The following is a 19,528-nucleotide window of genomic DNA, read 5'->3' as shown; positions in this document are numbered from 1 at the left end:
GAAGAAGTTACTTTTGACTAACAGAGAGTTATTGAAAGCGGACCTAAGTGATTATAGGAAGGGTACCGAATTTTGGTTATTCCATTAAAGGGCGCAATTCTTGAAGAAGAATTGTGCCTTTTTCAGTGCTATGGACTCTAATAATCTTTATTGGAATTTAATATTACATATTTTGAACTAAGTATCTACTGTAATAAAATTAATATTGTAATATGCTATTATAAATAGGTTAACAATGTTAATTTATGTTTTATTCAAAGATTTCTAGAATGTTCAGTAAAAAAATACTATAAGGAGTCCTAAAATGAAAAAGAAAATAAACTATTTAATCTTATTTTTAACTGCCATCTTTATTGTTGGTTGTACTAACGTAGAAGATGCATCCGTTACAGATAAAGAAACAGATTCACAAGAAGGAACAACAAATAATAGTGAAACAGAAAAAACTACGGTAACTGAAAAATCATTATCAGAAAAAACATCAACTCAATCAAAAGATGAACTGTTCAATGGATACAAACTGATTGAAGTTGATGGTGGCGATTTGTCAGGTCATCGCGAACCTAACGTCGTCGTTGACATTGGCTTTGGGGACCGACATTACTATGCATTCACGAATGAGGCAGGGCAATTGGTTCGTGTCATTGCTGACGAAATTGTTCTACAAGATGACCGTACCGAACCCGTAACATCATCTGGCAGATACTACGCTGATGAAGCAAAAGTTCCTGGTGTCGAGAGAGCAGATTTAGATGAAGGACATATTATTGCAGATTCTCTTGGTGGGTATAGGACACTTTTTGAACAAAACTTAAAAATTCTAGCATATTTCATATAAAAACCTTTCATATCAATATTTATGGAAGGTTTATTTTTGTTCAAGATAGGGAAATGTTGAACAAAAGCGAAATATACTATGATACTATTAATTTAATAACAAATTACAATAATTATTATAGGAGCTTAAAATGCAAAAGAAATTAAATTATTTAATGGTCTCTTTAATGACCATCTTTATGGTTGGTTGTACAAACATAGAGGAAGTTTCGATTACTGAGGCAAAAATAGATTCACAAGAAGTAACAACAGTTAATACAACTGTTGATGAACAAGTAGTAGAAGATAAATCAACTTTATCAAAAGAGGAACTGTTCGAAGGCTACAAATTAATCGAAGTGGATGCTTGTAATTTATCTGGACATCGTGAAGCTAATGTTGTTGTAGACATTGGTTTTGGTGATCGACAGTATTGGGCATTTACGAACGAGTATGGTCAACTGATTAAAGTGATCGCAGATGAAATCATTTTGCAAGATGACAATACTGAAAAGGTCACATCATCAGGAAGATACTGTAATGATGAAGCGAAAGTTCCAGGTGTAGAAAGTAAATACCTTGATGAAGGGCATGTTATAGCTGACTCGCTCGGCGGTAATTCTAGCGCATATAATATTACAGCTCAAGAAAGTACATTAAATAGACATGGCGACCAAGCTTATATGGAAGATGCGATTCGTAAAGCAGGTGGAGCTACTGATTTTGAAGCAATTATCACATATGAAAATTCGGATACTCAAATTCCTTCTCATTATAAGTACACTTACACTATAAAAGGTAAGAAGGTTGTTGATGATTTTGACAATGTTAATCCTGATGAAACAAATAAATCTTTAGGTTTAACTGAAAGTAAATCAACAAACGCCAATAATTCTAATGACGATAAAGATATTTCTAACATTGATACAAATGGTGATGGACAGGTAACCATTAAAGAAGCCAAAGCAGCTGGATTCAAAATGCCGATAACAAAAGATCATTGGTTATATCAATATATGGACGATCGTGATGGAGATGGTTATGTAGGTGAATAATAATTCCACATAAGGATTTAAAAATATATAGTATTACAAGTACAAATGTATAGTGTTGAAAATCTAACAAATATCCTCTGTGAACATAATTGTAAGGCCAGCCATATCAAAAGCTGGCTTTTACTATAATACAAGAGTGCTGTGGTACTCTGCACTTTTATATTACGCAACAGCTTTAATAATCAAGTTAAAAATAGATTATAGGTGGGAAGATATATGAATAAAGCTTCAAGCAGTCATAGTAAGATTGTTGGAATAAATAAAAGGTTGGGAGTTTATAGATACTACTGTAAAAGAGTATCAGCAACGGAGACTTTACCTAATGGTAAAAATCATATTGTCGATAAGATTATGATTATGTTGGAGCAGAAGAAAAGCGGATATGCAGTGAGTGTTATCCACCCTATTTCGGAATTTATTCATCTACCCTTAAAAAAGGGAGGGATTCCTAGTCTTAAAACACAAGAACAAATCGCTAACTCTATCGTTAATTTTCTGAATTTTGTGTTTATAGAGGGTCAGACTAAGTATAAGTTGTCAAGTATAAAAGATCTCCTTTTTGAGCATGGAGAGGATTATTTGAACGTTTATGGATTAGTGGGACGAAATAACGCTCCAGTGAAAAAAGAAACAGTCAAAAGATGTGAATGGAATCTTACTCGTTTTTACTACTTCCTAGTCCAAAAAAATATTTTAAATTATATAACTATAGATGATTTTGATTTGAAAGAATATAACAATGATGCACTAGAAGTCAAACGAAAGCCAGAAAGTCCTTTTATCAATGTGAACTATCCAAACGATGAGGAACAGGAAAATCTAATCCACGACCTTCCTCGTGAGTTAATTATACCATTCATACAAACCGCATATACGTATACACCTAGAATAGCTCTTGGTGTGGCATTTCAGTGTTTCGGTGGCCTACGTGTTGGTGAGGTTGTAAATATCGCTAGGACTGGTATTACTCCATCAGGTGAATTCGGATTATATGGATTTCAAATAAAAATACAAAATCGTGACTTCAGACCGGAGCTAAAAAATATCAAGGGAAAAGGAACCGTAAAAAAACGAAGAAGACAAGGTGTTTTCCCATTTAATGGCGATTTGTTACAACTTCTTTATAAGACGCATATTGAAAAATATAAAGCTATTGATGGGACCAATGCTCTTTTCTCAAATAGAGATGGAAAAGCAATGGAGAAATTCACTTATCAGCGGGAGTTTAGAAAATTAAAAAATAAATTCTTAACTTTATTATTAGAATCTAAAGATCCACTACTTAGAACATACGGATTAGAATTAAGTAGCGCTAAATGGTCTACTCACATTGGACGTGGCATCTTCTCTAATTTAATTGCAGCAGAAGCAACCAATGTACTTCAAGTTATGACAGCACGTGGTGATGACGATCCTACGAGCAGTATAAGGTATTTAAACAATACTGATAGAATGCTAAGACTTTTAAAGGGTAACTATGATGATATGTATATGAGTTTATTAGAAGTTAAGGAAGAGGTTATTTCTGAATTAAAATTAAACAGTCGAAATCGAAAAAAGGATGATTAAAGGTGACAGAATGGTATAAACCCGAAGAAGTAGCTAAATTAATCAATAGAAGTGATTCAAATTTACGAAAACTCGCACGAACAGGTTTAATACCCGATTCATTTTTGAAAGTGGAACTTTCTTCTGGTGGAAAAATCAAATATTTGATTCATGCTAACTACGTTGAGCAGCAACAATCCTTGCAAGCTAAACTTTCAAGCGATTATTACAAAAAAGCCGAAGTTAAAAGAATGCTAAAAGCATCAGACAAAACACTAAAGATTCTACAAGAGACAGGAGTATTCGAAGATGCCCTGCTTTTTGAAGGAACTTTATACTTTTCAAAAAAAGAAGTTGAAAAATATATAAACGAAAAAACAAGTGCTTTTAGTCTAGTCAAATTAATCAAAGAAGAATTAAATGTTTCAACAGATAGACATATTATAGTTGATTTTATATTTAACGACCCTCTTTTATCGAAACTTGTATACAAAGAAGCTCAAAGCTACAAAATTAAATTTGAAGATTGGCAAGAATACAAAAAAGGATTAGTTAATATTGAAGAGGCTTCTAAACATCTAAATATGCCTTTAGAAGTGATGCAGATGTTGTGGAGTAAGAAACATATAAAATCCTTTACAGAGAATGCTAAGGGCGTTAGAACGCATGTTGCATATCTAGATGAGTATAAGCAACGTGGGTTAATTCCGCTTGAGCAACTAGCAATGGAGATAAACACATCTTTGAGTATTATAAGGAAATTTTTTACTTCTGATGATTATATTCTTCTTCCGGATAACAAAAAAGATTATTACATCACAAGAGAAAAAGCTGATGAACTTATAAATAGTTACGCTGCAATACAAATCAAGCACAACTATAATAATCATCTTGCAGAAACTAACTATCATCAATTTTTTGAAGATAGTATTACTTACTTTAAGAGTAAATCGATTATAAACCTTACAGTGGATTTATATAACAAATGGGCTACAAAAAAAATAAAGAAAAGCACACAGTCCCTAAAAAAAATCACGCTTGATTATTTACGTGTGTTAGAGGTGTTAGCATCTCAACTAACGAAAGAGTTAATGGAATATACAGATTTAGAACTAAAACAACTTTTCGAATCATTTCCTAAAAATCAAGCTCGTAAAATTATCCAATTTCTTGACTATTGCAAAGGGAAAGTGGATTGTACTTTTAGTGGCGATTATGTTTTTAAAAAGACCATATATGGTGATGCTAATGAAGCTTATACAAAAGAAGAGTGGAAAATGTTAATCCATCATGTTTTAGATGTGACCAAACATTTCGAAAATGCTGTTGAAAAAAGAGAGTATGCTAATACATGGTTATTTTGTTTGTTACATTTTTCATTGGCCTGGAGACGTTCAGATATGTTTTCATTTAAAGCGATCTCACTTAATCAAGTGGGTATTGATAACTTTGAATGGTTCAACGAACACACATTTAATTTAGAGGACGCTCAAAATATATTAAAAATCGTTGAAAGAAGTATGCAGGGATATTTAGCAAGAAAAAATAAAGAAAAAACGGTGTTTGTTATACCTTTTATTTTTGAAATGCCTACCGCATTAGCCTTTATTCTTAGCGAATTACACCGCCAAAATGAAAACGCTAATAGCGAAATTTTAGTTAAAAATATTAGTGCGAAAAATATTAATGATTTCTTTGGAGAAGATTTGCCAAAGTTTAAAAGTAAAATGAGTAATAAAACTTTAATGACTTACGGCTGGGAAACTGCGGTGAAAAACGGGAAAGGCGCTTTAGCTTATTGGCTAGGTGGTTTTTCTCGATCTCACACTCATAATATTGCAATGCCAAACTCTATCACTCAAGTATATCTAGTTACGCGAAATACTGATGTAGACGTTGAAGAAATGGCTCGACATGCCTTCGATAGAGGGATTTTTGGATGGCAAGTAAAAGTTATGATAGACGCCATAAATGAAAATGAACCAATGAGTTTAGAAGAAATGACAACAGCCATAACAAATATTAATAAAGAATATTCACCTGTAATGATAAACGAATTATCGAAATTCGCCGTCACTAGGCATGAGCAATCAATTGCATTATTAAAGGACCTTATGAAAATGCCAAAAGAAAAGTTAAAAGTTAAATTAAAGGAGATTTCTAAATTACGCTCCCCTTCATTGCTAGACCATTCACAATGTCTTGTAGGATTGGAAAATTGTCCGTTTAAAAAAGAGGTTGAATATAATTTAGAAATGCCATGTCTAGGTTGCAAAAATCGAATCGATACAAATTATATTTTAGATATTGTGAATGTAAAAATATTTTCTTTGATTGAACGACTAAACAAAACAAATCAAGGGGATCATATCACACGCATTAAATACACACACATGATTAAATCACTTTTGTATATCCTAATGGATTTCAAACGAATGTACTATCAATTTGATACGAATTATATTCGCAGCTTCATAGATTTGGACTTGTTGCAATCGAATATTAGAGAATTAAATGTCGCAAAATTTTTAACTATAAACGGGGCGAATAATTGATGGCTATAAAAAAATTGAAAGTAGGTAATATCGATAAAGGGTTACTTATTTATGAAGAAACTGCCAATTCAGTTGCGGAAAAAAAGTACCTCAAGTATAACAAAGATGATTTAAATCAGTATCAAGAAAAATTTGAGCTTTTACAAGACGATGGGATTATTAAATCCCCATCCGAATTCATTGACCATCAATGGAATATAATGGGGCGCGAATATTATAGGAGTCTTGATTTAACGGAAATAGAATATAATAAGGAACTTTATTTATCTTTAAAATGCTACGTGATTGTACAACTATATGACCGGAAAATATCCCCAGATAGCATATTTGAGGGGTTCAACAACATTTTAACCATTATTAAATTAACAAGTTGCTATGATAAACGAAAATTATTGGAATTCGAGGAATGGAAGTTAGAAAAGGAGTCATCAAAAATTACTTTAGATAGATACAAAGTCTATAACTTGGGATTCTTATATTTTAACCCCATAAACGATGCTTCTGATTATGTCCCACTGTTTGAATCCATGGTGGGCGCTGATTGGAATGCAATTAGAGAAATACCAACTTATGAAGAGTTTGTACGTTTTGATTTTTTAATTAACGATTTCATGAACAAAGAAACGAATAATATGCGTTCAAAATATTATCCAGTTTTCATTTGGTGGAAATTATCTACAATTATCCCTATTCGTCCGTTAGAACTCGTTAAAATAAAGAATGACGATATACGGTATGATGCGACAGAAGAAAAATATTATCTTACAAAAGGGAAAAGGAAACTACGGCCTTCCAAAAAAGAAAAAGGAAATCACCACGTCTCTATACCTCATGAAATTCAGATAAACAAAGAAATATACGAAATTATAGAAGATTATAGAAAGGTAACTAATAGCGAGAACGAAGAATATCTATTTCATCTGTCTCATCATTATGAACATTTAACAAAGCCTAAGTATAGCAGCGTCATAAATACAGGAGAAACAAAAAAATATAACGACCATCGAACAACCGATTTAATGGCAAAACTATTGGCTTCATTTTTTGATGAAGTGATACAAAATGAAATGGGCATTAACGTTGTAAATTCAAGAGACAAATTGGATTTAGAAAACCCACATAAAACTATTACTCGTTTTAGTCTAATGGATACACGCCATTTTGCTATTTGTTCAATGATGATGCAAGGATTCAGTGAATTAACAATCGCTCAAATGGCGGGTCATACTAAGATTAAGACTCAATCGGCCTATGCATCCCATATCGATGATTTTCAGAGATCGTATTCGAATTTATTAGCTAAAGACATCCAACGAAGTATGACAAACCTAAATAACTCAGGGTTTGATCATTTTACATTTCGTCAAAAGCAGATACTCTCTTATTGGAAATCTGACTACTCTAAAGAAAAGAAAATTGATTATGGTTACTGCCAATCAAAAAAGTTTCCTTACGAATGTTTTGAAGATGATTGTATCTTTTGTAATAAGATTCATATAGATTTATCTAATTTGACCACTCAAGAACAATCCGAATTGGCAAACAAAATCACAAAAATCCAAGATGAAATACAAATTAAATTAAATTTCATCAAAAAATATTATCAATCAGCTTATAGGAAAAAGGAGGCAGAGTTTGATAATAACGAAAAAAATTCTAAAGACCTTGAACAAAACAGCGCAAATCTCGCAATTTTATTAAATAGAAAAGCAATGTTAGAGGCGCATCTAGCAAAAAAAATGGAGGTACAAGATGACAACTGAAAAGTCTAAGGGAGGCAGACCGCAAAAATATCCATATGAGGAACTAAGATCTGTTTTATTCGAATACGCAAACAAAAATAGTGGGAAATTAATTACTCTCGCAGATTTAGGGCGCGAAACGAAGTTTCCTCGGTACGTATGGAGAAATAATAAACAGATTCGAGAAGACATTGAAAAGCTTAATCAAACCCCTATGGCAATCGTGGGTTTAATGAAAGAGAATGTAAAAATTCCTTCGGCTGAGGATTTAGTAAATTCTAATTATCACAATAAAAACCTACTAATCACAAGGATTCAACAAGTCCTTGACGCATATCAAACTACTTTCGAACAGGTGTTAAAGACAACTGAATTAGAAAATAGACTAAATACTAAGGAGAAAGAAATAGCCTCTCTAAAAGAGGAAATCGACGCCCTGAAAAAGCAATCTGCATTCTATCAAGAAAAATACGAATCGATGACATTGCATAGCACTTCTCTTCTAAGTCGGAAAAATTTTGATTTGAAGGAAAATGTCATAGATGCGGAAAAGAAATTTAAAGAAATTGATGATGAATTTGAAGATCTATTCAAATAACAAATTAATCTAATAATTCGAATGTTTGTAAAAAAAATGAAAATTCCTTTTATTAAAAGAAGGATCCTATTGCTTCTTTAATATCGATGTTGCTAACTTAAAATTGATGGGAGAATTTAATATATGGGCTACTGTATTTATTATAAACAAACAGACCAACAATTGCATTTTGATAAAGAAGAACATGTAATACCAGCAGGTTTAGGTGGAATAGAAAAACTAAAAAAGGAACTGTATCAGACGAAGCAAATATGAAGTTTTCTAAGCTAGAAACAGTCGTTTTAAGAAATTCATTTATTGGATTAAATAGAAGAAATAATGGACCTGGAAAAAGAGGGAATCTTAATGTTAAAAAAGTTAAAACTCCTGTTATGCATGTTTTAAAAAAAGAGGTTAAGAAAATTAAATAAGAATTTTTTAGCAGCAGATATTTTACTAATATTAGTTGAAAAGCTAAGGAAATCACTAGACAAAAACGAGTTAGCTCAGCCCAAAGTATTTCAGATACAACAATGCAACGATGAAGGTATTGTTATCAAAGGCATTCAATTTATAGTATGGTAATAATACTGAATGTGTTGAAGAGGTGGTAAAATGTATAAAATTTTAGTAGTAGAAGATGATGAAACGATTTTGAATGAATTACAGTTTCTTTTACGTCTGCATGGTTATGAGCCGGTTAGTCAGTTACCTTGTGACTTGGCGCTGCTTGATGTAAATTTGCCAGGAGAAAATGGCTTTGAAATTGCCCTTAAAATTCGTGAAACATCTGAGATTCCGATTATTTTTTTAACGGCGAGAGATTCAACAGAGGACGAACTGATTGGTTTTCGTGTTGGTGCGGATGATTATATTCATAAGCCGTATAATTCGTCTATTTTGTTAGCACGTATCGAGCGTTTACTTGCAAGAAAACCGAATACATCGAATACGGTACGTGAACTAAGCTTAGATACAGCAAACTTAAAGGCCAGCTATCATGGAAAATCAACGGAACTTACGAAAAATGAAAGCCGGATTTTAGCAAGTTTAATGAAAAAAGAATTAGTGACACGTGAAGAAATTATCGAAGATTTATGGAACGACAGTTTATATATTGATGAAAACACGCTATATGTGAATATTAATCGTTTACGAGATAAGCTAAAACAAATTGGAGCGAATGATTTTATTAAAACGGTAAGAGGCGTTGGGTATCGCTTATGATGAAGGTATTTTTACTCGATAAATTGATACCACTTGGTTTTCTAGGAATTACATTTATTTTTATGCTCATTTTTTTAGTCATTTTGAATGTGCCTGCTATGACGATTTGGACTGTGGCATTCATTTTTATAATGTTAATCATTACTTGGTTAATGACAACTTATATTGTTTCTAAAAGAAAGCTAGAAAATATAAAATGGATAGTTACACAGCTTGAACAACCATATTTAGCAGGAGAAATCTTACCCACTCCGAATTCTTATTTGGAACATCAGTATTTTGACATCCTACGCATCATCTCTAAAGATGCAATTGAACGTGTGGAACAAGCGGATCGAAATGCACAAGCGTATAAGGAGTTTGTCGAACAATGGATTCATGAATTAAAAACACCAATGACAGCCATGGGATTAATATTAGCAAATGAAGGTGACACGCGTAAATTACGTAAAGAGCTAAAGCGACTTGATAATTTAACCGATCAAATTTTGCATTTTGCAAGGCTGCAATCCATTGAAAAAGATAAACAATTTGAACAGATTGCGCTTGCTACAATACTCAATCAATCTGTAAAAAATCAAATGGATATATTAATTGCTGCACGTATGCAAGTTGTGATTGATGGAGATACAACGATTTATACAGACCAAAAGGCTTTGCAATTTATAATGAATCAATTGTTAATTAATAGTGCAAAATATTGTCCAGAAAGTAAGGTACTCATGACGATTCGAGACAATGTCTTAATATATGAGGATAATGGAATTGGTATTTTAAAGCATGAGCTTCCACGTATTTTTGAAAAAGGATATACTGGCACAAATGGCCGGAAATTAGGGACGAGTACCGGCATGGGATTATATATTGTAGCAAATATGTGTAAGGAGCTTAATATTCAGCTGAATGTAGAATCCAAAGTCGGTCAGTTTACACGCTTTATCCTCACATTTCCACAAATCTAACGAAAACGTAAGATTGTCGTTAGATAGCGTTAGAACAAATTGTCCTTTCCCGTGCTAAGCTAAAGTGGAAATGGAGGTAGAGACAATGTCAACATTACTACAAATAAATCAAGTAACAAAATATTACGGAAATGAAAAAGTTCTAACAAAGGCGTTAGATGGTATTTCTTTCAAAGTTATGAAAGGCGATTTTATCGCTATTATGGGTGCCTCGGGTTCAGGTAAAAGTACACTTTTAAATTGTATTGCCACCATTGATAACGTAAGTGGAGGGAAAATCGTTCTTGCAGGCGAAGAAATTTCATCTAAAAAAGAACATGAGTTAGCCAAATATCGCCGTGATCAATTAGGCTTTATTTTTCAGGACTACAATTTACTTGATACGTTAACAGTGAAAGAAAATATTGTATTGCCATTAAATTTACAAGGTGTTTCTGAAGAGAAATCAGCAAACCTTTGTCGTCAAATTGCAACAGAGCTTGGGATTATCGAGCATTTAAATAAATTCCCATCAGAGTTATCGGGAGGGCAGCGTCAGCGAGTAGCATGTGCGCGTGCGTTAATCACAACTCCAAGTGTCATTTTAGCGGATGAACCAACAGGCGCATTGGACTCCACAAATTCTAAAAAACTCATGGATACATTATCTTTAATGAATGAGAAGATGGGTGCGACGATTTTAATGGTGACACATGACGCATTAGTTGGTGCTTATGCGAAACGCGTCCTCTTCTTAAAAGACGGGAAACTTTGGCATGAATTGTATAAGGGAGATAAAACCTTACAAACAATGCATAAAGAAATTTTAGCAACAATGGCATTACTGGGGGGTGAAGGGCGTGTATAAAACATTAGCCTTTCGAAATATGAAACGGCAGCTTCGCAATTATTTAATTTACTTTGTAACGATTGCGATGACCATTTCACTTATCTTTGCCATGAATAATATGATTTATAATAAGGATTTACAGGATCGGGCGGATAATTTCACCTCTCTATCTACGGGGCTACTTGTCTTATCGGGTTTTTTATGCGTTGTGATTGCCATTGTACTAGGTTATGCAAACGCCTATATTCTACGTTTAAGGAAGCGTGAATTTGGTACGTATTTAACCCTGGGAATGAAGCGTCCTCAAATTGTGAAGTTATTTTTACTTGAAAATAGCTTCCTTGGGATTTTGGCTATTTTAGTAGGTTTTATTTTTGGTTCATTATTATACCAAGGCTTGATGGTATTGATGTCTAACTTACTAGACTATCCATTTTCATTTTCATTTATTTCAATAAAAGGCGTTATTGTCACAATGATTATGATCGTCCTCATTTTTGTTGCAACATTTGTATCGTCAAGTATGTACTTGAAACGAGTAACAATTTATGAGCTGGTATATGGCGAACAGAAAGTTCAAAAAGTTCAAAGTAAGCCAATCCTTTCATTTGTCATGACAATTATAGCTGCTGCTTTAATGGTCTATGCATTTATCCGATTTTCTTCACATCTAGAAGGTGTATTTAAATCTGAAAATGGTAGTGAGATAGGGTTATTAATCATGATTGCCTTACTTGCGATTTCATTAATTGTTTTCCATGTAGGGTTAGCAAAAAGTTTAATGTACGTTCTTTTAAAAAGTAAATTATTACGAGGAAAAGGGACAAATCAATTTATCTTACGCCAACTTAGTGCTTCGCTCAGTGCGAATTCGTTATTGTTAGGATTGTTAGCTTTTCTAATTTCTTTTTCTATCATTGCGACAAACACAGGATTTTTGTATAAAGCCGTTGAGGAAGCAAATATTGAAAAACGTTATCCATTTGATGTGATGGGAAATGAAACAATTGGTGAAGAAACACCCGTATCACCACAGCAAGCTGTCGAAGCGATTGAACAATACACAACGATTGAACAATCATTCAAAACACCTTTTTTCACATCGGGGGTAGTCGATTTTTTAAAACAAACGGCTTGGTATGATGAGAACTATACAGATAAAGATGTGTATATGCGTGAATCGGATTTAAATAAGCTACTACAAGCAATTGGAGAGCAGCCCATTACGTTAAAAGGTGAGTATGCTATTTATTCTGATAGTGCAATTATTGAAAGCTATGATTTTAGCGAGCAAACCATTACGGTCAATGGCAAAGACTATTCATTAAAGCAAGTGGAGACGACTTTACCTGCCTTTGTATGGGCTTATTTTGTTATTGTCGTACCGGATGAAGTGGTAGAAGGGATGCAACACGTACAGACAGCGTATGCATGGAATGTTATAGATCCTCATTTTGATGCAGCAGCTTTACATCAAGCATTATCTTATCAAGAACCTTACAATAATTACTTTGTGCAACGTACAGATTATCGAATCCAAAGTTATGAGCGGATGAGTAGCATGGCATTCTCTGCTATATTCATTGTAGGCGCATTGTATTTAGGTTTTGTCTTCATATTATTAGCAATGGCTATTTTAGCCTTAAAAACATTATCAGCTATAAGTGACGATGAAAAAAGGTATCGTATTTTACATCGAATCGGTGTATCAAGAACAACGCAAACAGCAACGCTTGCAAAGCAAATTTTAGCCTTTTTTGCTTTTCCTGTGGCAGTACCGGTATTATTAGCGATTCCTATTTCCTTGATTTCTGAGCAAGTTATTCAGTTAATGAGATTCGGAGAACAATTAAATATGTACTTGTTATCAGGCTTGATTGTGGCTGTTATTGTAATGATTTATTCTTTGTATTTCATCGTAACATTTGCCATAACGAAGAAGCATGTCGTATCTTAAAATGATTCTGAGATTTATTAAATGAGGGTGGAATTAGGAAATTGAACCCACACGTGATGAATACTCTATTTTCTTCAACAAATAATACGATCGGGCGCGATTGTTGAAGAAGGACCTCTAAATTCAAGATACCTTAGTTCATTAAAGATTTATAAAGTATGCAAAATCATTCAAAATAACGTTCCCAAATAAAATTTTGGGTGCAAACGAAAATCCTAGAAATCCTGATTTAATAGTATTTCTAGGATTTTTATATGAACATTGTTTATAAGGTATTTTATGCATTTCTCTTCAAAGCCACTTACAGCAATAGTTTGAGCGTTCTCTAGTAATCATACAGGATTGATGTCGTTGCATAAATTCGTGCATATTCTTTAAGGGTGTAAATACACATCTTTATTACACCAACCCTATGTTAAAAGTGTAGGAATTATAAGTTTTGTTCATCATTTAGTTTTGTTCATCGCTCAAATTGAGGTGTATCAATAGCTTAAAGGTTTTATCCCTAAAAAGGTTATCCTATACAGGAGGGGTATCAAACGCTTATAATATTACGCCACAAGATAGTACGCTTAACCGACATGGTGATCAAGCATATATGGAAGACGCTATTCGTAAAGCTGGTGGAGCTACTAGTTTCGAAGCAATTATCACATATCCAAATACGGAAACGCAGATTCCTTCTCATTACAAGTACACTTACACTTTAAAAGGGAATAAAATTGTAGATGAGTTTGATAACGGCAACCCTGATGAAATAAATAAATCTCTAGGATTAACTGAAAGTAACTCAACTAACTCAAATAAGTCAACAAGTTCTAATAAGGTCAATGCTTCGAATGGCACAGAAGATATTTCTAGCGTTGATACAGATGGAAATGGACAAGTGACGATTAAAGAAGCAAAAGTAGCAGGTTATAGCATGCCAATAACTAGCGATCATTGGTTATATCCATATATGGATGATAGAGATAATGATGGTATGGTTGGGGAATAAGCACCTAGAACTCAAGGGAAATTAAATGAATGGAAATAAACGAATGACTTTACAGAAACAATCGCGCGCGATTGTGGAATAAGCCATTCGTCTTTAACTAACGCCTAGTTAAATATTCGATTTACAAAGTAAAAAAACAAATAAAACCAGGGTCTATTCTACGCATTTGATAGAATAACTCTGGTTTTCTACTGTGTTTAACAATCTGCTTCTATTAAGCAGCAGTTAACTTTAAGAGCCTTGGTAAGAATTTGCATTGATTTATAAAACAACTTATTACACAACAAGTAGTTGTTCAAAAATGTTACTAGTCTGTTCAGAGTCACGTTCCCGTAGCTCTTTCAAGACGTGTGCATACGTAGATGTTGTAATGTCGATGTTAGAGTGTCCTAGGCGTTCTGATACGTATAAAATCGAAATGCCTTTATAAAGTAAGATACTCGAGTGTGTATGCCTTAGCCCGTGGACAGTAATGAGCGGTTTAATATTTAAGCGCTTTAGAATGGAGCGAAGGGTATCATTTAGTCTGTCATTTGTGACAACGGATATATCCGAAGATGGTTCAAAGAAAACTAAGTTATGCTCATTCGCTGGATCATTTTTTACGGTAATTAAATGCTTTTTTAATGCCTTCATAGTTAGTTTAAGAGAGCTTGACCCTATCAATATAGCAGAAACGTTTAAAATTCTTTTGGAAGATTTTAATTCCAATCAATTAATAATCGCATCAATTTTTCCCTATAGAAATTTTGGAAATTTAAATGTTATAAAAGTCGAAAAAAGATTATTAGAAAATGCGAAACTTAAATTAGAAATAGTTAATGAAAGCGAAAGTATCTAAGTTAAAAAGGTAGCATTTAGATAACTTTAATATCGGTATCTCTATTTAAGTAACGTAAGTACTATAGTTCCAGAAGATGCAGAGAATCATTTAAGTGTGGAACATCAACGAAATTTAGGTGAAACAGATTTTCTAACTTCGTATAGACCAGAGAACGGAGAAGTTGATAAGGCAACAAGAAAATTTATAGAGAGGTTAGACAAAAGGGTTAATAGTCCTATAAATAAATATAGGGGTTTTACGAAAGCTAATAGTAAACCTACTGATTCTGAGATTTGGAGAACGATAGCCAATCAGAATTTTGAGCTATTTCGCTCTAAATTTAGTTATGAATTAGAAGAATACTGTAAAGAAAATGGTTTTGCTAAAGAGACAGCAAATGGTGTGCTGATTTCGGATGATATTGGTGAGGAGTATATGTCAATCTTAGCAGATGAAATAGCTAATAATAATAATATGCACGTAATAACAGATTTAAAAGACAATATTGTTAGAAATAAAGTTTTAAGAAATCCTCTAGGCAATTATAGAGAATTAGAATAGTTTAATGCAATAAAAGGTTTTATTAAGTTAAATGTTCCGAGGGGATTGAAAGAAATACCATTAGAAGAAATAATAGAGTTAAGAATATCTCCATCGTATCAAAGAAAGTTAAGTGAGTTTCAAAGAGTAATCAATGATTTAATTAACCAACCGAATTATCTAATTACAGAAAATACAAGATATGATATTTATGATCATTTAAATGAAAGTAGAAGAGGCTTGGTCGCTGAATTTACAAAATTAGGTGTTGCACTTGTAGGAACCACTCTGGGTATTAGTTGTGCATTAAATAATGAACTTCCTTTAGAAGTATTACGAGAATTTCTTGGGGATGGGGCAGTGTTAGGTAGTTGGAGTCCACTGTATATTAGACATCAAGAAAATAGAAATAGAAGTCTGGCAACTAGTTTTGTAACTGACATAAAAAATTTGCAAAGATAATATAGTCTATTTTACAAATATTTGATTATCAATTTAAACTCATACCCTAGAAGCTTGCAAATTATTATTCATATATAACCTTAGTTTAATAGATTTATTTAAGTGGGAGCATAAATTAACGTTTAGGTTTCCTTTTTTTTTGTTGTATTTGTCTATCAACGTATCTATTACAAAAGTATATTAACATATAAGTAAGTAGAAAGCGGTATGGATATCGAGGAGGATTATCGAAAATTTTGTATCAGTAAGGAAGAAGTGAATTCAGGAACGAACGATTCAAAATTATACAGAGCAAGAAAGAGTAGAGTTTGTTTTATATGTAGAGTAAGTATCGAGTTATAAGAATGAGTGAACAGAATTAATTAATGTGGAATGGTAACAGATTTGGACAACTTTTTAAAGGTGGTTAGATGGCTCTCTTAAAGCATAAGGGGCGCACAAGTTGCTTGACCTGTAGCCTATCCAATCAGCGCTTGTTTTCATTGAAGGGCCATTTAATTGAATAACACTTCTAAATTAAAAATAGGATTTTATGCTAATCTTGATGTGAGTTTGTGAAACAATGGACTTAAGCTAACGGGGCAGTTTAGTTTAATAATAGAAGTAAATTGTCGATTCTTTTATTGTGTGTTAGTCTGAAAAGACCGAACGGTAGGTACATGAAAAAAGCGGGAGAAAGTGTGCAATTTAAAGATTTTAGATTGACTATTCCAGCATAGCTATTTTTTAAAAAGGTCCGCAGTGGATTCTAAATTGACGAATGTCTTTGAATTATAAAGGTAAAATCGATTGTTTTAAAAGATTGTCTAATTTCAGTGCTATAGCTGTAAAAATAGAAAAGTTGAGCAGAGAATTTAAGGAGGTTATTGTTGTAGCCGTTGCTCATGCGTTACAATGTCCTTATTGTATAGATGTTCATTCGAAAAACGATAAGCGCCGGTACCAAGAGAGAAGTATTATCTGAAGCAGTATTGGTTGCTTCCGCGTTACTTGCTGGTAGTGCTTTTGTTCATTTAGTCAATCTGATTCAAAGTTACTGTGAATCATGAAAACAGAGTAGGCATGATAAAGGCAATATCCGAGAGGATTGTATAATAATATCGTTACGCTCTTAACGATGAAGGAGTGTAGAAATGACAAAAAAACAAGAAATTATCTCGATTGTTAGAGATGTTATTCATTCAAAAGGGTATCAGGCTACTTCAATAAGTGATGTTCTTCATGCTGCTAAAATTGGAAAGGGACAATTTTATCATTATTTCTCTTCGAAACATGATCTTGGACTAGCTGTTGTTGAAGATCTAGTCCAAGAATTGGATAACAAGCTAATTTTGGATATTCTTCAAACATCAGAAGAACCAGTATCAAAATTAAACAATATGCTTGATTGGTTTATGACATCACATACTGAAATGGAAAGAAAACTAGGTTGTCCCATTGGTAACTTAGCCATTGAAATGAGCGAACATGATGAAGAGTTTCGTGTCAGAATTGCAGGTTTTTTTGATCGCTGGTTTGAATCCGTAGAAGAAGTTTTAAACGAAATGAAAAAAAATAATCAGCTAGAGATAACAATCGACACAAAAAAAAGCGCTCAAACAATGATGGCGATGATTCAAGGCGGTATTTTGTTAATGAAAAACCAACAAAATAATGTCCTGTTAAATAATGTATTTGACTGTATTCGTAAGCAGTTTAACCTTATTTAGTTGAGTATCATTTTTTTCTAGACTTGAATGTCTAATTTATTATTTAACTACCAAAAAACGACCTTCTCATAAAAAGAAGGTCGTTTTTTATTAATAAAATCAATACGTTTTCACATTTAGCAATTCGACATTGTAATACTTCAAGTGAATTAGGCTCAACACCATATATTACTATCATTGAGATGAAACTACGTTCAATTATTTAATAAGTTAGATAGAGACAGAGACCGAATTAAGACTAAGCGTTCCATTTCTCAACGGTCTCTTTTGTAATATAAGCATCGCTTGAAAGAATGCAATATCCGTATCCGGGGCATCATCATTATGCATAAATGACAACCTCTAATCCTCGCTCTTTATCTTTCGTATATAAAATTCACCAAAAATATTTGATTACATACGTGTAAATACTTTCTAATCCCGTATTTTCGAAGTTGCAATACACAATCATTTGATTCTGGATTAAAAGTCTTATGTGGATTTGTAACAACAGTTTTACCAACTTCAAAATATGGTTTTAAGGATTTGTAAAAGTCAGCTCCAAAGGAATAATCGACTTGTGGATCAGATTTCACCTTTTCGTAATTCCTGTTATATCTTTTTAATTAGGCAAAAATACTTGTCTCTTACTATCATCATTACCTACTACTGAAAAGATGGAAAATACTTGTGTACTGTAAAACCAATATAACCAACACCGATAATTGTTTATGTTTTCGGGAGTTTCAGTTCAATGAGTAAAACCGATATATTAAATTAAAACACAACTTTAGAACTACTTGAGTCGATTCTCTTGTCGTTTTTCTGTTTGTGATGTTAATATTATGACTGTACCTACCATTCGGTACAGTTTTTAATGGAGGATATTCATTAGAGATAAAAAATGATTCGGATATCTAAATAGAGCGAAGGATGGTAGTTAATACATCGAAAGTAGAGAATAATTATTACTTTAGATTATTAAACAAATAGAAAAAATATTAAATAAGTATTTTCAAAATATACGATTCAGCATAGGAGAAATAAAAAATGAACATTAATCCACAAACAACAGGTATTTTATTGACAGATCCACAAAATGAATTCTTACATCCAACGGGAGCTGGATATCCGTTAACAAAAGATATTCTTGCTGAAAATGATACAATTCACAACATTGAATTACTATTAAAAGCAGCGAAAGAAAAAGACTATCAAGTATTTGTTTCGCCCCATTATTACTATCCACATGACAAAAATTGGAGCATTAAAGGTGCTGGGGAAACAATGATGCAAGAAAACAAAATGTTTAATAGTAAAGGTCCACAAGAACCTATTGAATCTGCATCTGGAGCTGATTTTTACAAATCATTTAAACCATATCTTGAAGATGGTAAGACAATAATTACCAGTCCTCATAAAATTTTTGGACCAGAATCGAATGATTTAGTATTACAACTTCGTAAACGTGGAATTAATACAGTTATAGTTGGAGGAATGAATGCAAATCTATGTGTGGACTCACATATGCGCGAATTAGTTGAGCAAGGTTTTGAAGTGTATATCGTAAGTGATGCAACAGCTGCACCTGGTAAAGATGCATATAATGCAGGTTTGGTTAACTTTGGATACATTTCAAGTGGTGTTTGGACAACTAAAGAAACCATTGAGAAATTGAACGCTTAATTGGAATACTTAATGCTGATATGTGAAAAACATCCTTTTAGAGAGGTAGCTTCATTTAAAGCGA

The 19,528-nt window shown here is 32.9% G+C and carries 17 protein-coding genes and 2 pseudogenes; 18 read left to right on the top strand and 1 reads right to left on the bottom strand.

The annotated features are described in order from the left end of the window. Nucleotides 1-304 precede the first annotated feature (304 nt). The 13 genes and pseudogenes from ACIQ2D_RS20810 to ACIQ2D_RS20750 all read left to right on the top strand — a co-directional run. Nucleotides 305-787, top strand: a pseudogene (locus ACIQ2D_RS20810) (DNA/RNA non-specific endonuclease); the annotation flags it as partial. 181 nt (nucleotides 788-968) lie between these two features. Then, nucleotides 969-1,871 carry a DNA/RNA non-specific endonuclease gene (locus ACIQ2D_RS20805; protein WP_402867215.1) on the top strand — a complete coding sequence of 301 codons (903 nt, stop codon included), beginning with the start codon at nucleotides 969-971 and terminating at the stop codon, nucleotides 1,869-1,871. A 216-nt stretch (nucleotides 1,872-2,087) separates the two neighbouring features. Then, the gene (locus ACIQ2D_RS20800; protein ID WP_402867214.1) at nucleotides 2,088-3,440 is read left to right on the top strand and encodes a hypothetical protein; all 1,353 of its coding nucleotides are present in this window, start codon (nucleotides 2,088-2,090) and stop codon (nucleotides 3,438-3,440) included. Between the two features lie 2 nt (nucleotides 3,441-3,442). Continuing rightward, nucleotides 3,443-5,974, top strand: coding sequence for a hypothetical protein (locus ACIQ2D_RS20795; protein WP_402867213.1), 2,532 nt, complete (start codon nucleotides 3,443-3,445; stop codon nucleotides 5,972-5,974). Then, entirely contained in the window at nucleotides 5,974-7,737 is a 1,764-nt protein-coding gene (locus ACIQ2D_RS20790) for a site-specific integrase (RefSeq protein ID WP_402867212.1), read from the top strand. Before ACIQ2D_RS20795 ends, ACIQ2D_RS20790 begins: the two co-directional genes overlap by 1 nt. Then, nucleotides 7,727-8,314, top strand: a complete 588-nt coding sequence (locus ACIQ2D_RS20785; RefSeq protein ID WP_402867211.1) for a hypothetical protein — start codon at nucleotides 7,727-7,729, stop codon at nucleotides 8,312-8,314. Before ACIQ2D_RS20790 ends, ACIQ2D_RS20785 begins: the two co-directional genes overlap by 11 nt. A gap of 123 nt (nucleotides 8,315-8,437) precedes the next feature. Next, nucleotides 8,438-8,569: a hypothetical protein gene (locus ACIQ2D_RS20780; protein ID WP_402867210.1), complete on the top strand. Its 132-nt coding sequence runs from the start codon at nucleotides 8,438-8,440 to the stop codon at nucleotides 8,567-8,569. Continuing rightward, entirely contained in the window at nucleotides 8,566-8,724 is a 159-nt protein-coding gene (locus tag ACIQ2D_RS20775; RefSeq protein ID WP_402867209.1) for a hypothetical protein, read from the top strand. The genes ACIQ2D_RS20780 and ACIQ2D_RS20775 overlap by 4 nt, the downstream gene beginning before the upstream one ends. A 184-nt stretch (nucleotides 8,725-8,908) precedes the next feature. Then, nucleotides 8,909-9,520 carry a response regulator transcription factor gene (locus ACIQ2D_RS20770; RefSeq protein WP_402867208.1) on the top strand — a complete coding sequence of 204 codons (612 nt, stop codon included), beginning with the start codon at nucleotides 8,909-8,911 and terminating at the stop codon, nucleotides 9,518-9,520. After that, entirely contained in the window at nucleotides 9,517-10,482 is a 966-nt protein-coding gene (locus ACIQ2D_RS20765) for a sensor histidine kinase (RefSeq protein ID WP_402867207.1), read from the top strand. Before ACIQ2D_RS20770 ends, ACIQ2D_RS20765 begins: the two co-directional genes overlap by 4 nt. Before the next feature lie 85 nt (nucleotides 10,483-10,567). Next, nucleotides 10,568-11,329 (top strand): ABC transporter ATP-binding protein, encoded by a 762-nt coding sequence (locus tag ACIQ2D_RS20760; RefSeq protein ID WP_402867206.1) that lies wholly within the window; start codon nucleotides 10,568-10,570, stop codon nucleotides 11,327-11,329. Beyond that, on the top strand, nucleotides 11,322-13,268 hold the full coding sequence (locus ACIQ2D_RS20755; protein ID WP_402867205.1) for an ABC transporter permease: 1,947 nt from the start codon (nucleotides 11,322-11,324) through the stop codon (nucleotides 13,266-13,268). The genes ACIQ2D_RS20760 and ACIQ2D_RS20755 overlap by 8 nt, the downstream gene beginning before the upstream one ends. Before the next feature lie 526 nt (nucleotides 13,269-13,794). After that, nucleotides 13,795-14,265, top strand: a pseudogene (locus ACIQ2D_RS20750) (DNA/RNA non-specific endonuclease); the annotation flags it as partial. A 276-nt stretch (nucleotides 14,266-14,541) separates the two neighbouring features. Here ACIQ2D_RS20750 and ACIQ2D_RS20745 read toward each other — a convergent pair. Then, nucleotides 14,542-14,901: a tyrosine-type recombinase/integrase gene (locus ACIQ2D_RS20745; RefSeq protein WP_402867217.1), complete on the bottom strand. Its 360-nt coding sequence runs from the start codon at nucleotides 14,899-14,901 to the stop codon at nucleotides 14,542-14,544. Between the two features lie 301 nt (nucleotides 14,902-15,202). On the opposite strand from ACIQ2D_RS20745, the gene ACIQ2D_RS20740 reads away from it, so the two are divergent. From ACIQ2D_RS20740 to ACIQ2D_RS20720, 5 genes are all read left to right on the top strand, one after another. Next, nucleotides 15,203-15,649, top strand: coding sequence for a hypothetical protein (locus tag ACIQ2D_RS20740; RefSeq protein WP_402867204.1), 447 nt, complete (start codon nucleotides 15,203-15,205; stop codon nucleotides 15,647-15,649). Nucleotides 15,650-15,694: 45 nt separating this feature from the next. Next, nucleotides 15,695-16,090 carry a hypothetical protein gene (locus ACIQ2D_RS20735; RefSeq protein ID WP_402867203.1) on the top strand — a complete coding sequence of 132 codons (396 nt, stop codon included), beginning with the start codon at nucleotides 15,695-15,697 and terminating at the stop codon, nucleotides 16,088-16,090. Nucleotides 16,091-16,850: 760 nt separating this feature from the next. Then, nucleotides 16,851-17,054 (top strand): carboxymuconolactone decarboxylase family protein, encoded by a 204-nt coding sequence (locus ACIQ2D_RS20730; RefSeq protein WP_402867202.1) that lies wholly within the window; start codon nucleotides 16,851-16,853, stop codon nucleotides 17,052-17,054. Nucleotides 17,055-17,223: 169 nt separating this feature from the next. Then, nucleotides 17,224-17,799, top strand: a complete 576-nt coding sequence (locus tag ACIQ2D_RS20725; protein ID WP_402867201.1) for a TetR/AcrR family transcriptional regulator — start codon at nucleotides 17,224-17,226, stop codon at nucleotides 17,797-17,799. Nucleotides 17,800-18,828: 1,029 nt separating this feature from the next. Continuing rightward, the gene (locus ACIQ2D_RS20720) at nucleotides 18,829-19,464 is read left to right on the top strand and encodes a cysteine hydrolase family protein (protein ID WP_402867200.1); all 636 of its coding nucleotides are present in this window, start codon (nucleotides 18,829-18,831) and stop codon (nucleotides 19,462-19,464) included. The last annotated feature ends 64 nt before the right edge of the window (nucleotides 19,465-19,528 follow it).

This window comes from Lysinibacillus sp. NPDC097287, assembly GCF_044761695.1.
In the GTDB taxonomy this organism is placed as follows: domain Bacteria; phylum Bacillota; class Bacilli; order Bacillales_A; family Planococcaceae; genus Lysinibacillus.
The sequence above is the reverse complement of the archived record's forward strand: the minus strand, read 5'-3'. Positions and strand labels throughout refer to the sequence as shown.

Coding starts and splice junctions, on each gene's coding strand:
- ACIQ2D_RS20805 (WP_402867215.1), top strand. CDS start 969: ATGCAAAAGAAATTAAATTATTTAATGGTCTCTTTAATGACCATCTTT.
- ACIQ2D_RS20800 (WP_402867214.1), top strand. CDS start 2,088: ATGAATAAAGCTTCAAGCAGTCATAGTAAGATTGTTGGAATAAATAAA.
- ACIQ2D_RS20790 (WP_402867212.1), top strand. CDS start 5,974: ATGGCTATAAAAAAATTGAAAGTAGGTAATATCGATAAAGGGTTACTT.
- ACIQ2D_RS20785 (WP_402867211.1), top strand. CDS start 7,727: ATGACAACTGAAAAGTCTAAGGGAGGCAGACCGCAAAAATATCCATAT.
- ACIQ2D_RS20780 (WP_402867210.1), top strand. CDS start 8,438: ATGGGCTACTGTATTTATTATAAACAAACAGACCAACAATTGCATTTT.
- ACIQ2D_RS20775 (WP_402867209.1), top strand. CDS start 8,566: ATGAAGTTTTCTAAGCTAGAAACAGTCGTTTTAAGAAATTCATTTATT.
- ACIQ2D_RS20770 (WP_402867208.1), top strand. CDS start 8,909: ATGTATAAAATTTTAGTAGTAGAAGATGATGAAACGATTTTGAATGAA.
- ACIQ2D_RS20765 (WP_402867207.1), top strand. CDS start 9,517: ATGATGAAGGTATTTTTACTCGATAAATTGATACCACTTGGTTTTCTA.
- ACIQ2D_RS20760 (WP_402867206.1), top strand. CDS start 10,568: ATGTCAACATTACTACAAATAAATCAAGTAACAAAATATTACGGAAAT.
- ACIQ2D_RS20745 (WP_402867217.1), bottom strand. CDS start 14,901: ATGAAGGCATTAAAAAAGCATTTAATTACCGTAAAAAATGATCCAGCG.
- ACIQ2D_RS20730 (WP_402867202.1), top strand. CDS start 16,851: ATGTCTTTGAATTATAAAGGTAAAATCGATTGTTTTAAAAGATTGTCT.
- ACIQ2D_RS20725 (WP_402867201.1), top strand. CDS start 17,224: ATGACAAAAAAACAAGAAATTATCTCGATTGTTAGAGATGTTATTCAT.
- ACIQ2D_RS20720 (WP_402867200.1), top strand. CDS start 18,829: ATGAACATTAATCCACAAACAACAGGTATTTTATTGACAGATCCACAA.